Here is an 18357-nt window from a genome sequence, read left to right on the forward strand (position 1 = left end):
GTGGTCTGCATTCCAGCATTCCAGCGACAGGCCGCGATGCCGTTGCCCCTACTTCTTTTGCTCGGAAGCCTGTCCGAAGCCGTCGACGCATCGAGCACGGGGCGCCGCTGTTGCCATTCCCCATTCCCGATTCCCGACTTCATCGCGCCTTGGCTGGCGATGGCCTAATCAGCCGCACCAAGCGGCCATGTCGATGCATCGATGCGGGTCTTCGTTCCAGCATCCCGCACAGGCCGCGGTGTCGTTGCCCGCATGTCTTTTGCCCGGACGTCTGCCCGAAGCCAATCGACGCATCGCGAACGCGGCGCCGCTGTTGCCATTCCCCAATCCCGATTCCCCATTCCCGGCTTCAACTGGTGATGGTCTGGGTCAGCGCTTCCCAGCTCGGCGGCGCCGGCCAGTCCGGCTGCTGGTTGCCCTCCATCACCCGGCGCAGATCGCGGGTGTCGATCTGTGGCGCCAGCACGTGCACCAGTTCCAGCGCGTAGTCGCGCAATACGCGGTCGCGCGGCAGCACCGCCCAGGCGATGCACTCGGGAATCTCCGGCGGTGCCGGCCACGCGCGCAGGTCGGTGTCGTTGGCGCTCACCGCCATCTCCGCCAGCAGTCCCACGCCCAGCCCGGTGCGCACATAGGTCTTGATCAGGTCGGCATCGAGCGCGGTCAACGCGATCCGCGGCTCCAGCCCGAGCCGGCCGAAGGCGCGCTGCAGCGAGGAGCCGGCGCGGGTCGAGGATTCGTAGCTGATCAGCGGCTGCGCCGCCAGCGCGGCCATGTCCGGCACCCGCTTCGGTACGTCCAGCGCATGCCCGCGCGGCACCAGCACCAGCCGCCGCCAGCGGTACAGCGGCACCGCGATGCCGGCCGCCGGCGCGGTGCCGGCGGTGCTGACGATGGCGATGTCGGCATCGCCCTGGCTGAGCAGGTCCAGCGCCGCGCTCTCGGCGGCCTGCTGCAGGTGCACGCTGACCTGCGGATAGGCCTGCTTGATCTGCGCCACCGCCGGCGGCAGCACGAAGCGTGCCTGGGTGTGGGTGGTGGTGAGGGTCAGCTGGCCCTGGCTCTCGCGGCGCTGGTTGGCCGCATAGGTGCGGATGTTGTTGGCCTCGGCCAGCACCGCGCGGGCGCGCTCGATCACCTCGCGCCCGGCCGGCGTCACCGTCTCCAGGCTGCGGCCCTTGCGCACGAACAGCAGGAAGCCCAGTTCGTCCTCCAGTTGCTTGAGCTGCTTGGACAGCCCCGGCTGGGTGGCATGCACGCGCGCCGCCGCCAGGGTGATGTTCAGATCGGCATCGGCAATGGCGACGAGGTAGCGGAGTTGGGTCAGCGTCATCGGGACGAGGGCGAGGCGCCGCCTGGCGGAGACGCTCGACTGTAGTGGAATTCGGCCTTTCACCTTATAACCGAAAGCTATCTGCGATGGGCATGAAGTCATTTCCTGGGGCTATGAGCCGGCGCTACGGTCGTCGCTCCCGTCTGCCCCGCGTTGCGAGCCGTCCCTGTGAGCCCAGCCCCGATTGCCCTGTATCCGGACCTGCGCGACCGGGCCGTGCTGGTGATCGGCGGCGGCGCGGCCGCCGAGCGCCAGGTGCAGGCGCTGCTCGCCGCCGGTGCCGCGCCGCAGGTGGCGGCACCGGCCCTGACCCCGACGCTGCACGCGCTGGCCGCGCAGGGGCGGCTGGCGTGGCGGCGCGGCGCCTTCGACAGCGCCTGGCTGGACACCGTCTGGTACCTGATCGCCGCCAGCGAGGACGCCGCGGCCAACCGCCAGGCGCTGCAGGCCGCTACCGCCAAGCGGGTGCTGGCGCAGGCGTTGCCGGCCGAGGCGCTGGCGACGCCGGCGGATGCCGCCGCCGAGTCGACGCTGCCGCCGCTGCGCCCAGGCAGCGTGACCCTGGTCGGCGCCGGCCCCGGCGATCCCGGCCTGCTCACCGGTCACGCGCTGCACGCCTTGCGCCAGGCCGACGTGGTCCTGCACGACCGTCTGGTCAGCGCCGCGATCCTGCAGCTTGTGCCGGTGGGCACCGAACGCATCGCCGTAGGCAAGTCGGCCGACGGCCACAGCGTCGCCCAGGAGCAGATCCACGCGCTGCTGCTGGAACACGCGCGGCGCGGCCGCCGGGTGGTGCGGCTGAAGGGCGGCGATCCGTTCGTGTTCGGCCGCGGCGGCGAGGAACTGGAGTACCTGCGCGCCCACGGCGTGGACTACGCCGTGGTGCCCGGCATCACCGCCGCACTGGCCTGCGCCGCTTACGCCGGCATCCCGCTGACCCATCGCGACCACGCGCAGTCGCTGCGCCTGGTCACCGCGCACTGCAAGGCCTCGCTGGACACCCTGGACTGGGCCGCGCTGGCGCAGGAGCGACAGACCCTGGCGGTGTACATGGGCGTGGCCGGCCTGGACACGGTGCGCACGCGCCTGCTCGCCGCCGGCCGCGCCGCCAGCACGCCGTTCGCGCTGGTGGAGAACGGCTCGCGCACCGAGCAGCGGGTGGTGCTCGGGACCCTCGCCGACCTGCCCGACACCGCCCGTGCGCATGCGGTGCGCGCGCCGGCGCTGCTGATCCTCGGCGAGGTTGCCGCGCTGGCCGACACACTGCACTGGTTCGGCGCCGCGCCGTTGCGCGCGCCCTCACCTTCCCCGAAGCCGGCCGTGCCTACCCTGGCCCACGCCGCCTGACCCGCACTTTCCGGAGACCCCACGCATGGCCATCTACGACAACATCCTCGACACCATCGGCCACACCCCGATCGTCAAGCTGCAACGCCTGGCGCCGGCGCACGTGGACCTCTACGTCAAGGTCGAAGCCTTCAATCCCGGCGGTTCGGTCAAGGACCGCCTGGCCCTGGCGATCGTGCTCGACGCCGAGGCGCGCGGCCTGCTCAAGCCCGGCGACACCATCGTCGAAGCGACCTCCGGCAACACCGGCGTGGCCCTGGCAATGGTCGCCGCCGCGCGCGGCTACAAGTTCGTGGCGACGATGGTGGAAACCTTCTCGATCGAGCGCCGCAAGCTGATGCGCGCCTACGGCGCCAAGGTCATCCTGACCCCGGCCGCCGAGCGTGGCAGCGGCATGGTGCGCAAGGCCGAGGAACTGGCCAAGCAGCACGGCTGGTTCCTGGCCCGGCAGTTCGCCAACCCGGCCAATCCGGCCTACCACCGCAGCACCACCGCCGCGGAGATCCTGCGCGACTTCGCCGGCCGCCGGCTCGACCATTTCGTCAGCGGCTGGGGCACCGGCGGCACGCTCACCGGCGTCGGCGAAGTGCTGCGCCTGGCCCGCCCGGAAGTACGCATCACCGCCACCGAGCCGGCCGGTGCGGCCCTGCTGCAGGGCCAGGAGTGGAAGCCGCACAAGATCCAGGGCTGGACCCCGGACTTCGTGCCCGAGGTGCTCAACCGCGAGGTCTACGACGACGTGCTGAGCGTGGACGACGCCGACGCCATCGCGGTGTCGCGCCGCCTCGCCGCCGAGGAAGGCATCTTCACCGGCATCTCGGGCGGCGGCACCGTCGCCACCGCACTGCGGGTGGCCGAGACCGCCACGCCAGGCGCGGTGATCCTGGCGATGCTGCCGGATACCGGCGAGCGCTATTTCTCCACGCCGCTGTTCGCCGACATCAACGAAGGCAGCGACGACGACTGGCTGGCCGGCCTGCCGTAAGCGCACCGTGGCGCCTGCGCGCTCGCCGCGCCACATCGGCGCGGCATCGCTATTGCGCGTGCGGATCGAAGTACGCCGTCCATGACCCCGCGGCGGCGCGCAAGCTCGCCGCCTGCCGGAACGCGGCCCTGGCCTCGGCCTCCTGGCCCGCGTTGAGCAAGGCCACGCCGAGGTTGAAGTAGCTGTTGCGATCGTCGGACCGCAGGCGCACGGCGCGGCGCAGGACGGTCAGCGCCCGCCGGTAGTGCCCGCGATCGCAAAGCACCGCGCCCAGGCAGGTGAGTGCGCCGGGATCGGCCGGCGCCGCCCTGGCCGCGGCGCGCAACAACGCCTCGGCCTCGGCCAGCCGCGCATCGGCATGCTGCGGCTCCTGGAACGCCGCCATGGCCAAGGCCTTCGCTTGGGCGAGGCGGTCATCGGGCGAGGGCGCGCTCATGCCGGAAGAGCCCAGACCGACGCCCCGCCTGCGCCGCATGCGAGCGGCATGGACACAGGTACGCTGCGCACCACGACGCCGCGCCTTGCACCGGACTGCACATCCGCGTGCGCCATGCCTCAGCCCGGCAGCGGCGCGCCCAGCGCCGGCGGCTGCGGCGCGGTCAGGCGCTCTACCAACAACTCTTCGATGGCCGCCACGTCGACCTCGCGCACCACCTGCTGCGCCTGCTCGCCCAGGCCCGGCTGGTAGCCCGGCGCCCACGACAGGATGTCGCCGTAGCCGGCGCCGAACTCGGTGTTGGTGTCCACGTACAGGGTCTCGCTGACGGTGGCCAGTTCCGGGCGCAGCCACAGCGCGGTGGCCAGTTCGTCCCACATCGGGAAGCCCGGCTCGCGCCGGCGCAACGCATGCCCGATCGGCGTGTCGGCGGCGCTCATCCGCGCCAGCAGCTGCGGGGTCAGTTCGGTGGCGGTGGACGGATCCACCGGCACCATCACCATGCGCCGCCACGGCGAACGCATCACGATGCTAGCCGCCTCCGGATCCCAGCGGATGTTGAACTCGCGCCGCGGCGAATTGACGAACTCGCGCGCAAACTGCGCCGCCGACACGCTGTCGCGGCGCTGCCGCGGGTTGAGGCTGCCGCCCATGTAGACCAGTTCCTTGGCCAGCGAGGCGAAGTCCGGGTCCAGCCGCTGCGCCAACGCCAGGTTGGTCAACGGCCCGGTGGCGACGATGCTGACCTCGCCGGGGAACTCGCGCACCTTGCGGATCATGAACAAGGCGGCCGGCTCGCTGGCCGCCTGCACCACGGTGGGATTGCCCAGCGGCAGGTCCGGGACCACGTCGTGCGCGTGGTAGCGCGGCGCGCTCTGCACCGTGTCGTGCTCGACCCATTGCTTGGTCCAGGCGCCCTTCCACAGCAGCTTGCCGTACAGCGCTTCCCAGCGCTCGGTGGCCAATTCGCTGTTGAGCAGCGGGAACACCGGGCCGGGCAACACCGGCACCTCGCCGCGCCCGGCGATTTCCAGCAGCCGGCGCGTATGCGCCAGCGCCTCGTCGCGCCAGATGTTGCCGCTGACCACCGAGATGCCGAGCACCTCGACCTCGGGCGATTGCAGCAACAGCAGCTGCGCCGGGGTGAAGCCGTCGATGTCGTCCTCGAGGATGACCCGGCGGCGTGGGGCGATGGCGGATGAGGACGCGAGAGTGTTGGCGGTGCTGGTGGAGGCGATCGGCATGAGGCGTGAAAGCGGATGGCGGAACGGAAACGGGACACGATCGGCGCGCAAGGACAGCGGTCGAGGTGGACGGATCCGGCACGTCGAAACTCAAGCGCGTGCGACGTGCCGCGTGGGCGCTAGGGTAATCGGTTTACGTGCACTGCCACGCGCGCGATACGCCGCCGGGCGCTGTCGGGCCGCGCTCGCGGCATCCGTGACGCGCTCGCGCGCGAACGCCGTGGGCAGCCGCGTAAACTTGCGCGGCCGCAACCAGACCAGGGAAGGACTTCATGCACGAACGAACCGACCGCACCGATCCACCGCCCGTACGCGCGCAGGCGCGCGTGCCGCTGCTGGTGCGCACGACCTCGCCGGCGCATTTCCTGCTGGCGCTGCTGCTCGGCGCCAGCCTGCAGCACGCGCTGCCCTTGCCGCTGCCGCAGGGCGCCGCCCTGGCCTGGCTGCAGTTGGGCGGCGGCGTGGTCGCGCTCGCCGGCCTGCTGCTGGCGTGCTGGTGCTTCGTGCTGTTCGCGCGCGGCCGCACCACCCTGCTGCCCGAGCGCGCGCCTTCGCAATTGGTCTGCCACGGACCGTACCGGCATACCCGCAATCCGATGTACGTCAGCCTGACCCTGAGCTACCTCGGCCTGAGCGTGCAGATCGGCTGGCCGTGGTCGGCGCTGTTGCTGCCGTTGCCGCTGCTGGCCTTGCAGTGGGTGGTGATCCCCTACGAAGAAGCACGCCTGCGCGAGCGCTTCGGCAGCGCCTACGACCGCTACTGCGCGCAGGTGGCGCGCTGGCTGTAGCCGTCGCCACGGGGGTTGGCCTCAACGCAGCAGCCACCAGGACGCTGCCGCGACCAGCAGCAGCGCCAGCAGCACCCAACGCCAGGCCCCGCCGCGGTCGCCGGCCACCACGGTCGAAGCAGCGCCCAGCGTCGGCGCCGACCGCAGATGCCGCTGCACCATCTCCAGGACCTCGCGCAGCGACATGTCCGGATAGTGCTCGAACACCAGCTTGGCGGCCTTGCGCCGCTCGCCGCGGCGCAGCGCCAGTTCCGCCGCCGGCGGCAGCCGCCGTTCCTCGGCCACGGCCGGCGCGTGCGCCTCGGCCGTGGTGTCCGGCCTCGCCGCCGCGCCGGAGGCATGGCGGTGGAGCAGGTCCGTTACCGAGCGCGCCGCGCCGTCCAGCAGCCAGGCGTCGACCTGCTCCTTGGCGCTGCGCAGATCCATGCCGCTGTGCGTCCGCAGCAGCTTGATCGCCTTGATGATCTGGCCCTGCGCAATGGCCTCGGCGACCTGCGGTGGCGGCGGATTCGGGTTCATGTCGCAGGTGCTGAGATGGGAGCGCGCCAGTCTTGCCGCTGGCCGGTTAAGCGGCTGTGGCAATGCGCGACGGCAGTGGCGACACCCTCACGTGTCCATCATTCGGCTCCCCTAAAGATCGGCGTATGAACATCGAAATCTGGCAAGGCGACATCACCCAACTCGACGTGGACGCGATCGTCAACGCCGCCAACGAGTCCCTGCTCGGCGGCGGCGGCGTGGACGGCGCCATCCACCGTGCCGCCGGCCCAGACCTGCTGGAAGAATGCCGGCGCCTGCCGGAACTCAAGCCGGGCGTGCGTTGCCCGGTGGGCGAGGTTCGCGCCACTGCGGGCCACCGGCTCAAGGCGCGGCACGTGCTGCACACGGTGGGCCCGGTGTGGCGCGACGGCGCCCACAACGAACCGGCCCTGCTCGCCAACTGCTACTGGCGCGCCCTGCGCCTGGCCGAACAGATGGGTCTGCACTCGGTCGCCTTCCCGGCGATCAGCTGTGGCGTCTACGGCTATCCACTGCACCAGGCCGCACGCATCGCGGTCGCCGAGACCGACGCCTGGCAGCGCGCGCATGCGGTGCCCAAGCGGATCATCCTGGTGGCCTACAACGACGCCACCACCAAAGCGTACCGACAGGCGCTGCGCGACATGCAGTGCGCCACCGCGGCCTGAGCGGCCGATTGCTGGCGGGCCCAGCCGAGCATCTTCATCCCAAGCGCCCGCATCAAGCGCCTGACCATGCGATGCCTGCGCTCCACCCGATCGCAGGCATCGTCGATCGTCTGCAATGGCGGCGGCACCGCGCACTGCGGCATTCCCCCGATACCGTGTCGTGGGACGCCGTAAAGAGTGACTGCGCGCCAAAGCGCTGGGGGTGAACTTCCTCGAGTACGACCGGCGCCGACTCGACACGCAGATGTACCGGCTGCAGCGCCGCGTGGAAGAGATCAGCGGACGCCCGTTGCCGGTGAAGACCCTGCGCAACAGCGGCTATCGCTTCCACGCGCCGGCCGCGTTGGCGCCCTGAGCGCAGTGCGGCGTTTTTTCTACGCACGCCCTATCGCTGGCGTCAGCGCTGCGAAAGCACCTCTGCGCGCATCATCCGCACGACACTGGGCCTCAAAACGAAAAACGCCGGCGATGCCGGCGTTCTTCGTAGGCGGTGTCAGGGAGGGCTCAGCCCTGCCACTTGCCCAGCGCGGCCAGGCCGTTTTCCTTGGCGCGCTCGTACACCACCTGCTGCGCCTTGGCGAAATTGCCCTTCATGTCCTGCGCCCACAGCTTCAGCGCGGCCTGCTGCATGGCGCGGCCATAGGAGAAGCTCAGCGGCCACGGCAGGTTGCCGAGCTGGTTCATCGCGTTGAGGTGCGCGGTGGACTGCTCGTCGGTCTGGCCGCCGGACAGGAACACGATGCCCGGCAGGATCGCCGGCACGGTGCTCTTGAGGCACATCACGGTGGACTCGGCCACTTCCTCGACGCTGGCCTGCTCATCGCAGTCCTTGCCGGCGATGACCATCGACGCCTTGAGGATGGTGCCTTCCAGGACCACGTTCTGCTCGTACAGCGCGCCGAACAGCGAACGCAGCGTGGCTTCGGTGACTTCGTAGCAGGTCTCGATGTCGTGGTCGCCGTCCATCAGCACCTCCGGCTCCACCATCGGCACCAGGCCCTGCTCCTGGCACAGCGCGGCGTAGCGGGCCAGCGCATGCGCGTTGGTCTCGATGCACACGCCGGACGGAATGTCCTCGCCGATGGTGATGACCGCGCGCCACTTGGCGAAGCGCGCACCGAGCTTGTAGTACTCCTCCAGGCGTGCGCGCAGGCCGTCCAGGCCTTCGGTGATCAGCTCGCCCGGCATGCCGGCCAGTGGATGCGTGCCCTTGTCGACCTTGATGCCGGGGATGATGCCGTGCTCGGCCATGTACTTGGCGAACGGCACGCCGTCCTTGGTCTTCTGGCGGATGGTCTCGTCGTACAGGATCGCGCCGGAGATGTGGTCGCCCAGCTTCGGCGTGGTCAGCAGCAGCTCGCGGTAGGCACGGCGGTTCTCTTCGACATTCTCGATGCCCACGCCGGCGAAGCGCTTGGCGATCGTGCTGGTGGATTCGTCGATCGCGATGATGCCCTTGCCCGGGGCGACCATTGCCTGTGCGGTTTCGGCAAGCTGTTCGATGCTCATACGGTTCCTGATGGCTGCAACGGGGGAACCCCCAGTATACCGGGCCGGCCTGCATGCATTCCGTTACCGCCAGCGCTGCAAGCGGTTACAGGCGTAGACCGCATTCGGTCGGCTTCAGCCAAGCGCGTCCGTCATCGCCTCGCACTGCGCCTCTTCGTCGACCTGCGCCGTCTGCAGCGGCGCAGCGCCCGCGGCTGGTGCCGGTGCCGGCGGATGCACGGCCTGCACCGCCGGCAGTGCGATGTCCAGCGCATCGAGCACGGGCCGCCAGTCGTCGGCGCTGCGCGCGCGGCGGTGCGCCAGCAACGCGGCATGGCGGCGGAGCCCGGGCAGTTGCCAGCGCAACTCGCAGCAGATGCGATCGACCTCCTCGGCCGCCTCCGGCGCGGCGATCAGCCACGGCAACTGCTCGACCATCTTGCCGGCACCGGAATCGTGGATGGCCATGATGTAGCCGACGATCAGCAGCAGCAGGTGTTGCAGGGCCGCGCGCTCGTCTTCGCGCAGGTCGCCGCCGCGCTGCAGCCGCAATACCTCGTCGCGAGCCTGTTCCAGGCCGTCGAGCGAGGCCGCCACCACCTCCCGAAGGTGCTGCGGGTCGTGCGTCGGCGCCGGCTCCAGCGCGCAATCGCGCAACCGCTCGGTCAACAGATCGACCACGTCGCGCGGGAACTGCCCGGGCACCATGCGCAGCGCGATGCGCATCCGCGCCAGCGCGTGCGCATGGCCGTGCTCGCGTTCGAGCAAGGCATCCAGCGCTTCGGCGCAGGAGATCAACCGGCCCAGCGGCGACAGCACTGGCGCGCCGACCGGATAGCCGGAGCCGTCGATGCGCTCGTGATGCTCGCGCGCGGCAGCGGCCTGCTGCGCCGAATACACGCCGGATTCGCCCAGCAACGCGGCGCTGATCACCGGATGCACGCAATGCATGCGCCACTGCGCGAAATCCTGCTGCGCTTCCGGCAGCTCCAGCACCGCCGGATCCACGTACATCTCGCCGAGATCGTGCAGCAGGCCGACCTCCGCCGCCTCGCGCATCGCCGCGTCCGAGCGCGACAGCAGCGCCGCCAGCCAGGCCACCAGCATCGCCGCCCGCACCGCGTGCGAGAACGCGGCCGGTCGGGTCTGGCCGAGCGTGGTCAGCAAGGTGCCGGGCGCGCCCAGCGTGCGGGCACGGGCCAGCGCGGTCATGACCGATTGCACGTCGTCGCCCAGCAGCACGCGCAGGTGCGGGTGTTCGTCCAGCTCGCGCTGCGCGGCCAGTTGCACTTCGCTCGGGCGCAGCTCCTCGCAGAACGCCAGCGAGGATTCCAGCGGGCGCAGCAGGCGCCGCGCGATCAGGCGTTCGCGCAGGCCGGCATTGATGCGCTGGCCCTTGGCGACCAGCAGGATGCCGCGGCGGTCGCGGATGTCCTCGGTGACCACAAGCTCGCGCGTGGCCGAGGCCTGGATCAGGTGTTCAAGACAATGCGTGCCGGGGCGCTCGGGCAGTTCCAGCCCGAGTTCGGCGTGCGCGCTCGTGGACGTCATAGGGAATCGCGATCAGGGAACGATGGATGCCGCGCCGTTCCATGCGCGATCGAGCAGGTGTTGCCGACGGTGCGGCGGCCTTGGCCGCCGCACCGCGTGTCCTTCAGAGTTCGCCGAGGCCGCTGGCGCGGCCGTCCGGGCCGACTTCGAGCAGGCGCAGGGTGTTGGTGGCGCCGTGGGTTTCCATGTGCTCGCCGCTGGTGAACACCACGCGGTCGCCCGGCGCCAGCAGGCCGGCCTCGACCAGCACGCGGATCGCGCCGCGCGCGGCCTCGCGCGGGGTCAGGCCGCGGCTGTCGAAGTTGATCGGGAACACGTCGCGCATCATCGCCATGTGCCGGCGCGCGCCGTCGTGGCGGGTCACCGCGAAGATCGGCGCCTTGGCGCGGAAGCGCGACAGGTAACGCGGGGTGCCACCGGATTCGGTCATCGCCACGATCGCGCGCACGCCCACGTGCTGGGACAGGAACATCGTGGCCATGGCGATGGCCTGGTCGGCGCGCTCGAGGTTGCGCGGGGCCATGCCGAAGTCGGTTTCGGTTTCGAACTGGCGCTCGGCGCCCAGGCAGATGCGCGCCATCGCCTCGACCGCACGGATCGGATAGGCGCCGGCGGCGCTCTCGGCCGACAGCATCACCGCGTCGGTGCCGTCGATCACCGAGTTGGCCACGTCCAGCACTTCGGCGCGGGTCGGGATCGGGCTCTCCACCATCGACTGCAGCATCTGCGTGGCGGTGATCACCACTTTGTTCTGCGCCAGCGATTCCTTGATGATCTTCTTCTGCAGGCCCGGCAGTTCGGCGTCGCCGATTTCCACGCCCAGGTCGCCACGCGCGACCATCACCACGTCCGAGGCCTCGACGATCTCGCTGAGGTTCTCGATCGCCTCGGTACGCTCGATCTTGGATACCAGCGCCGCGTCGCAGCCGTGCGCGCGGGCGATGCGCCGCGCCTCGTTCATGTCCTCGGCGTTGCGGCAGAACGAGACCGCGATGAAGTCCACGCCGATCTTGGCGACGATGCCGATCAGTTCCTTGTCGCGCTCGGTCAGCGCGCCCAGCGACAGACCGCCGCCCTGCTTGTTCAAGCCCTTGCGATCGGACAGCACGCCATCGTTGAGCACGCTGGTGACGATGCGCTCGCCATTAACCTCGACCACCTGCAGCTGCACCAGGCCGTCGTCCAGCAGCAGCACGTCGCCGGCGGCCACGTCCTGCGGCAGGCCCAGGTAGCTGACCCCGACCTGGGTCGCATCGCCGGGCGCGGCGTTGGGGTCGGCGATTAGGTCGAAGCGGTCGCCGAGCTTGAGCGAGACCTTGCCCTGGGCGAAGCGCTCGATGCGGATCTTCGGACCCGGCAGGTCGGCGAGGATGCCGATCTCGGCGCCGACGCGGGCCGCGGCGGCACGCACTTCGGCGGCGCGCTTGGCCTGGCCGGACGGATCGCCATGGCTGAAGTTCAGCCGCACCACATTGACGCCGGCGCGGAACAGATCCTCGAGCACGCCGGGCGGGTCGGTGGCCGGACCGAGGGTGGCGAGAATCTTGGTGCGGCGCTGGCGTTCGATCATGACGGCATCCTTGGAAAAGCGCTCAAAGCTAGCACACGCGCCCATCACACGGCATGGCATTTCGGCATAGACGCACGCGCGGCCCGGCATAGCGACCGGACAATGCGGGACAGTATGTGGTCACGCCACGCCCGCAGACGCCGGCCTGCGGACGTTGCAGCGGCGATCGCAGCGTGCGCCATGCCGTGCATGGCGCCCCTCGCATGCGCCGGACACGCCGACGCATGCAGGGGCCTCAGGCCGCGACCAGCGCCGGCAACTGCGCCGGCGTCTGCGCCAGGACATCGGCGCCGGCCTGGCGCAGTTCCTCGGCATCGCCGAAGCCCCACAGCACGCCGATGCTGCGCATGCCGTGGTGGCGCGCGCCGTCGATGTCCATGCGCCGGTCGCCGATCATGCGGCACTGCGCCGGCACGACAGAGAGCCGCCGCAGCGCCTCGGCGATCAGCTCGGGCTTGGCCCGGCGCGCACCGTCGTCGCTGGCGCCGATCACGTCCTCGAAGCGGGCGCCGAACGGCAGATGCTCGACGATGCGGCGCGCGAAGCGCTCGTTCTTCGAGGTCACCACCGCCAGGCGGTGGCCGGCCGCGGCGATCGCCTCCACCGCTGCGCCGATGTCCGGAAACACCGTGTGCTCGCGCCAGCCGTGGCTGTCGTAGCGGCTGCGGTACAGCGTCAGCGCCCGCTCCACCAATGCCGCGTCGTCGGGGAAGTGCTGCTGGAAGCTGTCGCGCAGCGGTGGGCCGATCCAGGCGCGCAACTGCGCCGGCGTCGGCAGCGGCTGCCCCAGTTCGGCAAAGGCATGGCGCAGGCTGCCGACGATGCCGGCCTCCGAGTCGACCAGGGTGCCGTCCAGGTCGAAGAACAGAACGTCGGCGGCGCTCACGCGCCGCGCGCCTGCAGTGCGGCCACCGCCGGCAGGGTCTTGCCTTCCAGGAACTCCAGGAACGCGCCGCCGCCGGTGGAGATGTAGCTGACCTGCTCGGCGATGCCGTACTTGTCGACCGCGGCCAGGGTGTCGCCGCCGCCGGCGATGGAGAACGCCGGCGACGCGGCAATCGCCCGCGCCAGGGTCTCGGTGCCCTTGCCGAAAGCGTCGAATTCGAACACGCCGACCGGGCCGTTCCAGACCACGGTACCGGCCTTGGCGATCAGGTCGGCGTAGTGCGCAGCGGTCTGCGGGCCGATGTCCAGGATCAGGTCGTCGTCGGCGACGTCGGTGACGGCCTTCACCGTGGCCTCGGCATCAGGCATGAACTGTTTGGCCACCACCACGTCGCTCGGCAGCGGGATCGCCGCGCCGCGCGCGTTGGCGTCGGCCACGATCTTGCGCGCGGTCTCGAGCAGGTCCGGCTCGCACAGCGACTTGCCCACCGCATGCCCGGCCGCGGCGATGAAGGTGTTGGCGATGCCGCCACCGACGATCAGCTGGTCGACCTTGTCCACCAGATTGGACAGCAGCTCCAGCTTGGTCGAGACCTTGCTGCCGGCGACGATCGCCAGCAGCGGCTTGGCCGGCTGTTCCAGCGCCTTGGCCAGCGCATCCAGCTCGGCCATCAGCAGCGGGCCGCCCGCAGCCACTGGCGCGAACTTGATCACGCCATGGGTGGACGCCTGCGCGCGGTGCGCAGTGCCGAACGCGTCCATCACGAACACGTCGCACAACGCCGCGTACTTCTTCGCCAGGGCCTCGTCGTCCTTGCCCTCGCCGACGTTCATGCGGCAGTTCTCCAGCAGCACGATCTGCCCCGGCTGCACGTCCACGCCATCGACCCAGTCGCGGATCAGCGGCACGTCGACGTCGAGCAGCGCGGCCAGTCGGATCGCCACCGGCTCCAGCGAATCCTCCTGGGTCCACACGCCTTCCTTGGGCCGGCCGAGGTGAGAGGTCACCATCACCGCCGCGCCCTGCTCCAGTGCGTGCTTGAGCGTCGGCACCGAGGCCAGGATGCGCTGCTCGGAGGTGATCAGGCCATTGTCGATCGGCACATTCAGGTCTTGCCGGATCAGCACGCGCTTGCCGGACAGGTCGAGATCGGTCATTCGCAGGATGGACATGTGATTGCTCGCTTTCGTGGGGTTGCAAAGGGAAAACAGCGCCAGCCATGCAGTATCGGCGTCGGCTGCGGAACGCCGGGTGCACGCACGCCGGCCGAGCGCCGCGCTGCGGTCAAACCGGCATTGTCCGGCGTCGGCCGCACAGCGGCAAATCGCGGTGGTGCGGTGCCGCGCACGGTACAGCGTGCGCGCCATCGCCGGATCGGTCAGCCCGTGCCGTCGGCGGCGCCGGGTTTGCGCAGCAGGCTCAGTGCGAAGCCGACCACCAGCAGCGCACCGCCGACCAGCAGCGCCCACAGCAGCCAGGTCTTCCAGTCGCGCGGCGGCGGCGGCGCCTGCAACGCCGCAGCGCCGGCCAGCGGCTGTGCGGCGCCGAGGCTGGCGGTGGCCGGCGCCCATTGCGGCCCGCGCTGAACATGCAAGGCCTGCAACGCGGCGGCCAATGGCGCCTGTGCACGCTGGGTGCGCGCACTGCCGGCGGCCAAGGCATACGGCGGCGCGCCCTGCGCCAGGAACACCAGCGTCTCCGGCTGATAGCCCAGGCGCAGCGCCGGCCGCTGCCGGCCCGGGTCCTGCGCCGCGAACAGCCGCCAGTAGCGGTCGCGTACCGGTGCGGTCAGCGCCTGCGGCGGCGAGCGGCTGCCGCCACCGACCTGGTAGGCCAGCCACGGACCGGCGCGGTCCTGCCAGGGCGCCTCGGCGCTGTCGCGGCTCTGCACGCGCCATTCGATCGCGTTGTTGCCGGGCAAGGCGACGTCCACGCGCGTCACCGGGTAGCGGCCCGGCGACACGAAGGCGTAGCTGTGCTGCGCGGGGTCGGTGCTGACTGCGTCCAGTTGCTGCCAATGCCAGTCGGCGGCCACCGGCGCGGGCGCCAGCTCGGCCTCCACCCCGGTCAGCGGCGGCGCGCTGGCGCCTGCCAGCGGCAGCAGGCGCAGGTAGCGCACCTGCCGGCCGATCGGGATGCGCAGTTGCTGCAGCCGGTGTCCCTGGTTGCTCAGGTCGACCAGGGTCGCATCCGCCACCAGCACCTCCCAGTCGCGCAGGTCGTCGCTGCCCTCGACCCGGTAGCGCGCCTGCTGCGGCTGCGCGGCGGCGGCCCATTGCAGCGACACCGCGCGCAACGGCGCGTGCAGCGCGCTGGCGTCGACCAGCCAGCCTGCGCCGGCGTCGGCCGCGCCGCTGGCCACACGGGTCTGGATGCGGCGCACGCTGCCATCGCGGTCGCGTTCGGCGATCAGCTCCAGGTCCGGTGTGCGCCCATCGCGCGAGGCCGGCAGCGGAAACCACGGCAACGGCTGCCGGCGCGGCGTGGTCTCGGCCTGCTCGGCGGCGAACAAGGCCGCCGGCAACGGATCGCCCGCCGCGTTGAACACCTCCACGTCGCCCAGCGAGGCGCGCTGCGCGCTGCGGTAGACCGCATCGTCGAGCTGCACGCGATAGGCCCCGGCATCGGCGTCCTGCAGGGTCAGCGGCCACTGCTGGGCGTAATCGTCGCGCTGGCTGGCGGCGAAGGCGCACAGCGGCAGCCAGGCCAGCAGCAACGGACACAGCGCACGTCGGATCATGGGATGGCCTCCTCGGCCGGTTCGGCGGCGCGCGGCGGTGCCGGCGCCAGATAGCCGACCACGGTACACAACAGCCCGTAAGCGATGAACGACGCGATGCCGGCGACATTGCCGAGGTTGCCGCGGTCCACCAGCAACAGCTTGCCCAGCACGACCGCCATCAACATCGCACCGGCCAGCCACAGCCCGCGCTGGCCGCGCCGCGAGCCCAGCACCCAGCCGAGCACGCCCAGCACGCTCCAGACCACGGTCAGGCTGGTCTGCGCCACCCCATTGCCCAACACGCCGGGCCACGGCACCGCCGCCCAATAGTGCACCGCATGCAGGGTGACGCTGGTGATCCACAGGAACCCGGCGCCGGCCAGCAGATGCGTGCGCCAGGGACGCAGCAGCGCCGGCAGTTCGGGGCTGCGGGTCCAGCGCACGCCGAGCACCAGCAGCGCCAGTTGGGTCAGTTCCAGCGGGTTGAGCACCGGCACCCACGGCAGCGGCGCGCTGCTGCCAGGCCGGCCCAGGCTGTACAGCCAGGCCACCGCGAGCAGGCCGAAGTAGGTGCTCTGCAAGGCCGTGCGCCACGGCGCGAACGCCGCGCCCAGCGGCGCCGCCAACCAGGTCCAGCGCCACAGCGACAGCGCCGCGACCAGCAGCCAGGGCGCCACCAGCAGCATCCAGCGCCAGCCGGCGGCGAGACCGCTGTGCAGCGCCAGCCAGCCGCACAGCAAGGTGGCCACGATCGGCCACACCAGCCACCACACGTATTGCGCCGCGCGCGCCACGCCGCCGCCACTGTCGCGCAGGCACAGCAGGCTGCGCACGCCGAGCACGGCGTACAGCGCCCAGGCCCAGGCGCCATGCCCGGCAAACGGCTGCCCGTGCGCATCGGCCTGCCAGGCCGCCAGCGGCACCGCCAGCGCCAGGCTGCCCAGCGTGGTCGCGGCCAATGCCGGTGCCGGCCAGCGCCGCTGCGCTTCGGCGGCGAGCCAGCCGCTGACCGCGACCCAGGCCAGCAACACATCGGCACACGCATCGGTGTCGACGAACCGCAGGATCTCGGCAACGCCGATGCCGCACCACCAGGCCAGCCCCCACAGGTAGTAGCCCAGCGCCGGCAGCGCGGCACGCTCGCGGCGGTAGCACCAGGCGCTGACGAAGCCGGCCAGGGCCAGCAGCAGCGCGCTCATGAAGGTGGCATTGACGATCGCCTGGGTGTCCTGCACCACCGCGTCCAGGCCCACGGTGAAGCCGAACGCGGCCGCCAGTTGCAGGCCGGCGCCGCTGAGCTGCGGCAGCCAGCGCCGCTGACGCAGGCCCAGCCACACCAGCGCCGCGCCCTCCAGCGCGAACACGCTGGCGGTGGCCCGCGCGGACAGCGCCAACGGCACCGCCAGCGTGGCGAAGCCCACCGCCAGCACCGCATACGCCTGCCCCAGCAGCGCGAAGCGCGCGCGCCGGATCAGCGCCGCCGCCAGCAGCGCATAGATCGCCGCCAGGCCCAGCGCGCAGAAGGCCAGCGGCAGGCGCTCGCCGCGCAGCAGACCGGCCTGCAGCGAGAACGCGATCAGCGGCGTGCCGAACAGCAGGCTGCCGTCGATCAGCGTGCTGCGCGTGGCCTCCTGGCGCCGCGCGTACAGGATCGGGATCAGCAGGTAGAAGGCGAAGAACAGCAGCAGGAACGGCTCGGTGCTGGCGAACTTGTCAGGACGGTACTGCAGCACGCCCCACAGCGTGCCGATGCCGAAGGTGAAGCCGAACCCGAGCAGGTTCAGCACCCGCCACGGCCGGTACCAGGCGATCGCGAACACCGCCGCGTTGAGCAGCGCGTAGTAGGAGAACAGCGCGACGTGGTTGCCGCTGCCGGTGGACAGCCACAGCGGCGCGAGGAAGCCGGCCAGCGTGCCCAGCACCGCCAGCGTGCGCGACTCCTGCGCTACCGCCAGCACGCACATGCCCGCGACCAGCGCGATGCTCAGCGCCAGCGCCGCGCCGGCGGGGATCAGCCCGGACAGCTTGAACGCGGCAAACACGGTCAGCAGCAGCACGCCGATCGCCCCGCCCTGCAGGGCCAGCGCAAAGCTGCGCTTGCGCGTGCGCTGGTGCCAGCCGAAGGCCAGGCCGGCCAGCGACGCGGCGGCGATGCCGGCATAGCGCAGCTCGATCGGCATGCGCAGCCAGCCCTGGTCGCCGGCGTACTTCAGCAGCGCGGCGACGCCGGCCAGCAGCACCAGCATGCCGATCTTCACCGGGACGTTGCCCTCGGTGAACCAGCGTTTGATCCCGCCCAGCAGCCGCTCGATCGGATCCGGCCGATGCAGCGCAGCGATCGCGGCGCTGGCGGCGGCGCGCGCCTGCGCCTGCTCCCGCTCGGCCTGTTCGACCGCGGCGGCCAGCGTCGCGAAATCGTCGGCCTGCGGCGGCACCGGCAAGGGCGGCGGCAGCGGCGGCGGCGGCACGCCGGCATCCTCCGCGACCTGGTGCGGACGCGCGAGGTCGAGGGACGCCGCGATCGGCAGGCCCTCGGCCTCCACCTCGGGTTCGGCGGCAGCATCGGGCTTCCCGGCCGCGGCCACGGGGCCGGCCCAGGCCGTCGCAGGCGGCACCGGGGCGGCGGCCATCCGTGCGACCTGCGCCTCCAACGCGGCGAGCCGCTGGCGCAGACGCGATTGCCCCACCAGCGTCACGATCAACAGCACCGGCACCGCCAGCACCGCCAACACCACCAGCACGATCAACATCTCCATTCGACTCGCATCTCCACAGCGGTGGTGCGGCGCCACAAGGCGCCCATCCGGTGTCCGGCAGCGC

16 protein-coding genes are annotated in these 18357 nt (G+C 71.3%); 5 read left to right on the plus strand and 11 right to left on the minus strand.

From position 1 onward, the window contains the following. Positions 1 to 349 precede the first annotated feature (349 nt). On the minus strand, positions 350 to 1333 hold the full coding sequence (locus GGR66_RS02035) for a LysR family transcriptional regulator (protein WP_048490360.1): 984 nt from the start codon (positions 1331 to 1333) through the stop codon (positions 350 to 352). A 168-nt stretch (positions 1334 to 1501) separates the two neighbouring features. Between GGR66_RS02035 and cobA the strand changes: the two genes are divergently transcribed. Both cobA and cysK read left to right on the plus strand, forming a co-directional pair. Beyond that, the gene (gene cobA, locus GGR66_RS02040) at positions 1502 to 2680 is read left to right on the plus strand and encodes a uroporphyrinogen-III C-methyltransferase (RefSeq protein WP_160967613.1); all 1179 of its coding nucleotides are present in this window, start codon (positions 1502 to 1504) and stop codon (positions 2678 to 2680) included. Between the two features lie 25 nt (positions 2681 to 2705). Beyond that, positions 2706 to 3665, plus strand: coding sequence for a cysteine synthase A (gene cysK, locus GGR66_RS02045; protein WP_160967612.1), 960 nt, complete (start codon positions 2706 to 2708; stop codon positions 3663 to 3665). A 49-nt stretch (positions 3666 to 3714) separates the two neighbouring features. Here cysK and GGR66_RS02050 read toward each other — a convergent pair whose 3' ends face one another. Both GGR66_RS02050 and GGR66_RS02055 read right to left on the minus strand, forming a co-directional pair. After that, positions 3715 to 4101, minus strand: coding sequence for a tetratricopeptide repeat protein (locus tag GGR66_RS02050; protein ID WP_184447036.1), 387 nt, complete (start codon positions 4099 to 4101; stop codon positions 3715 to 3717). Between the two features lie 119 nt (positions 4102 to 4220). Next, positions 4221 to 5345, minus strand: coding sequence for a nucleoside hydrolase (locus tag GGR66_RS02055; RefSeq protein WP_184447037.1), 1125 nt, complete (start codon positions 5343 to 5345; stop codon positions 4221 to 4223). A gap of 272 nt (positions 5346 to 5617) precedes the next feature. Here GGR66_RS02055 and GGR66_RS02060 point away from each other — a divergent pair, with 272 nt between their 5' ends. Continuing rightward, positions 5618 to 6133, plus strand: a complete 516-nt coding sequence (locus tag GGR66_RS02060; RefSeq protein WP_160967606.1) for an isoprenylcysteine carboxylmethyltransferase family protein — start codon at positions 5618 to 5620, stop codon at positions 6131 to 6133. 21 nt (positions 6134 to 6154) lie between these two features. On the opposite strand, the gene GGR66_RS02065 is transcribed toward GGR66_RS02060, so the two are convergent. Next, on the minus strand, positions 6155 to 6652 hold the full coding sequence (locus GGR66_RS02065) for a hypothetical protein (protein ID WP_184447038.1): 498 nt from the start codon (positions 6650 to 6652) through the stop codon (positions 6155 to 6157). A 125-nt stretch (positions 6653 to 6777) separates the two neighbouring features. Between GGR66_RS02065 and GGR66_RS02070 the strand changes: the two genes are divergently transcribed. After that, positions 6778 to 7320 (plus strand): O-acetyl-ADP-ribose deacetylase, encoded by a 543-nt coding sequence (locus GGR66_RS02070; protein WP_184447039.1) that lies wholly within the window; start codon positions 6778 to 6780, stop codon positions 7318 to 7320. A 202-nt stretch (positions 7321 to 7522) separates the two neighbouring features. Next, complete coding sequence (locus GGR66_RS02075) at positions 7523 to 7675, plus strand: helix-turn-helix domain-containing protein (protein WP_255421552.1); 153 nt, start codon at positions 7523 to 7525, stop codon at positions 7673 to 7675. A gap of 149 nt (positions 7676 to 7824) precedes the next feature. On the opposite strand, the gene GGR66_RS02080 is transcribed toward GGR66_RS02075, so the two are convergent. The 7 genes from GGR66_RS02080 to GGR66_RS02110 form a co-directional block, all read right to left on the minus strand. Further along, on the minus strand, positions 7825 to 8829 hold the full coding sequence (locus tag GGR66_RS02080) for a class I fructose-bisphosphate aldolase (protein ID WP_160967600.1): 1005 nt from the start codon (positions 8827 to 8829) through the stop codon (positions 7825 to 7827). Between the two features lie 114 nt (positions 8830 to 8943). Then, positions 8944 to 10359 carry an HD domain-containing phosphohydrolase gene (locus tag GGR66_RS02085; protein WP_184447040.1) on the minus strand — a complete coding sequence of 472 codons (1416 nt, stop codon included), beginning with the start codon at positions 10357 to 10359 and terminating at the stop codon, positions 8944 to 8946. Positions 10360 to 10462: 103 nt separating this feature from the next. Beyond that, on the minus strand, positions 10463 to 11929 hold the full coding sequence (pyk, locus tag GGR66_RS02090; protein ID WP_160967596.1) for a pyruvate kinase: 1467 nt from the start codon (positions 11927 to 11929) through the stop codon (positions 10463 to 10465). 235 nt (positions 11930 to 12164) lie between these two features. Beyond that, positions 12165 to 12815: an HAD-IA family hydrolase gene (locus GGR66_RS02095; protein ID WP_184447041.1), complete on the minus strand. Its 651-nt coding sequence runs from the start codon at positions 12813 to 12815 to the stop codon at positions 12165 to 12167. Beyond that, the gene (locus tag GGR66_RS02100) at positions 12812 to 13987 is read right to left on the minus strand and encodes a phosphoglycerate kinase (protein ID WP_160967592.1); all 1176 of its coding nucleotides are present in this window, start codon (positions 13985 to 13987) and stop codon (positions 12812 to 12814) included. The genes GGR66_RS02095 and GGR66_RS02100 overlap by 4 nt, the downstream gene beginning before the upstream one ends. Positions 13988 to 14193: 206 nt before the next feature. Further along, positions 14194 to 15555: a DUF3999 domain-containing protein gene (locus GGR66_RS02105; protein ID WP_160967590.1), complete on the minus strand. Its 1362-nt coding sequence runs from the start codon at positions 15553 to 15555 to the stop codon at positions 14194 to 14196. After that, positions 15552 to 18293, minus strand: coding sequence for a DUF2339 domain-containing protein (locus GGR66_RS02110; protein ID WP_184447042.1), 2742 nt, complete (start codon positions 18291 to 18293; stop codon positions 15552 to 15554). Before GGR66_RS02110 ends, GGR66_RS02105 begins: the two co-directional genes overlap by 4 nt. Positions 18294 to 18357: the final 64 nt, after the last annotated feature.

This window comes from Xanthomonas sp. 3498 (assembly GCF_014199795.1).
In the GTDB taxonomy this organism is placed as follows: Bacteria; Pseudomonadota; Gammaproteobacteria; order Xanthomonadales; family Xanthomonadaceae; genus Xanthomonas_A; species Xanthomonas_A rydalmerensis.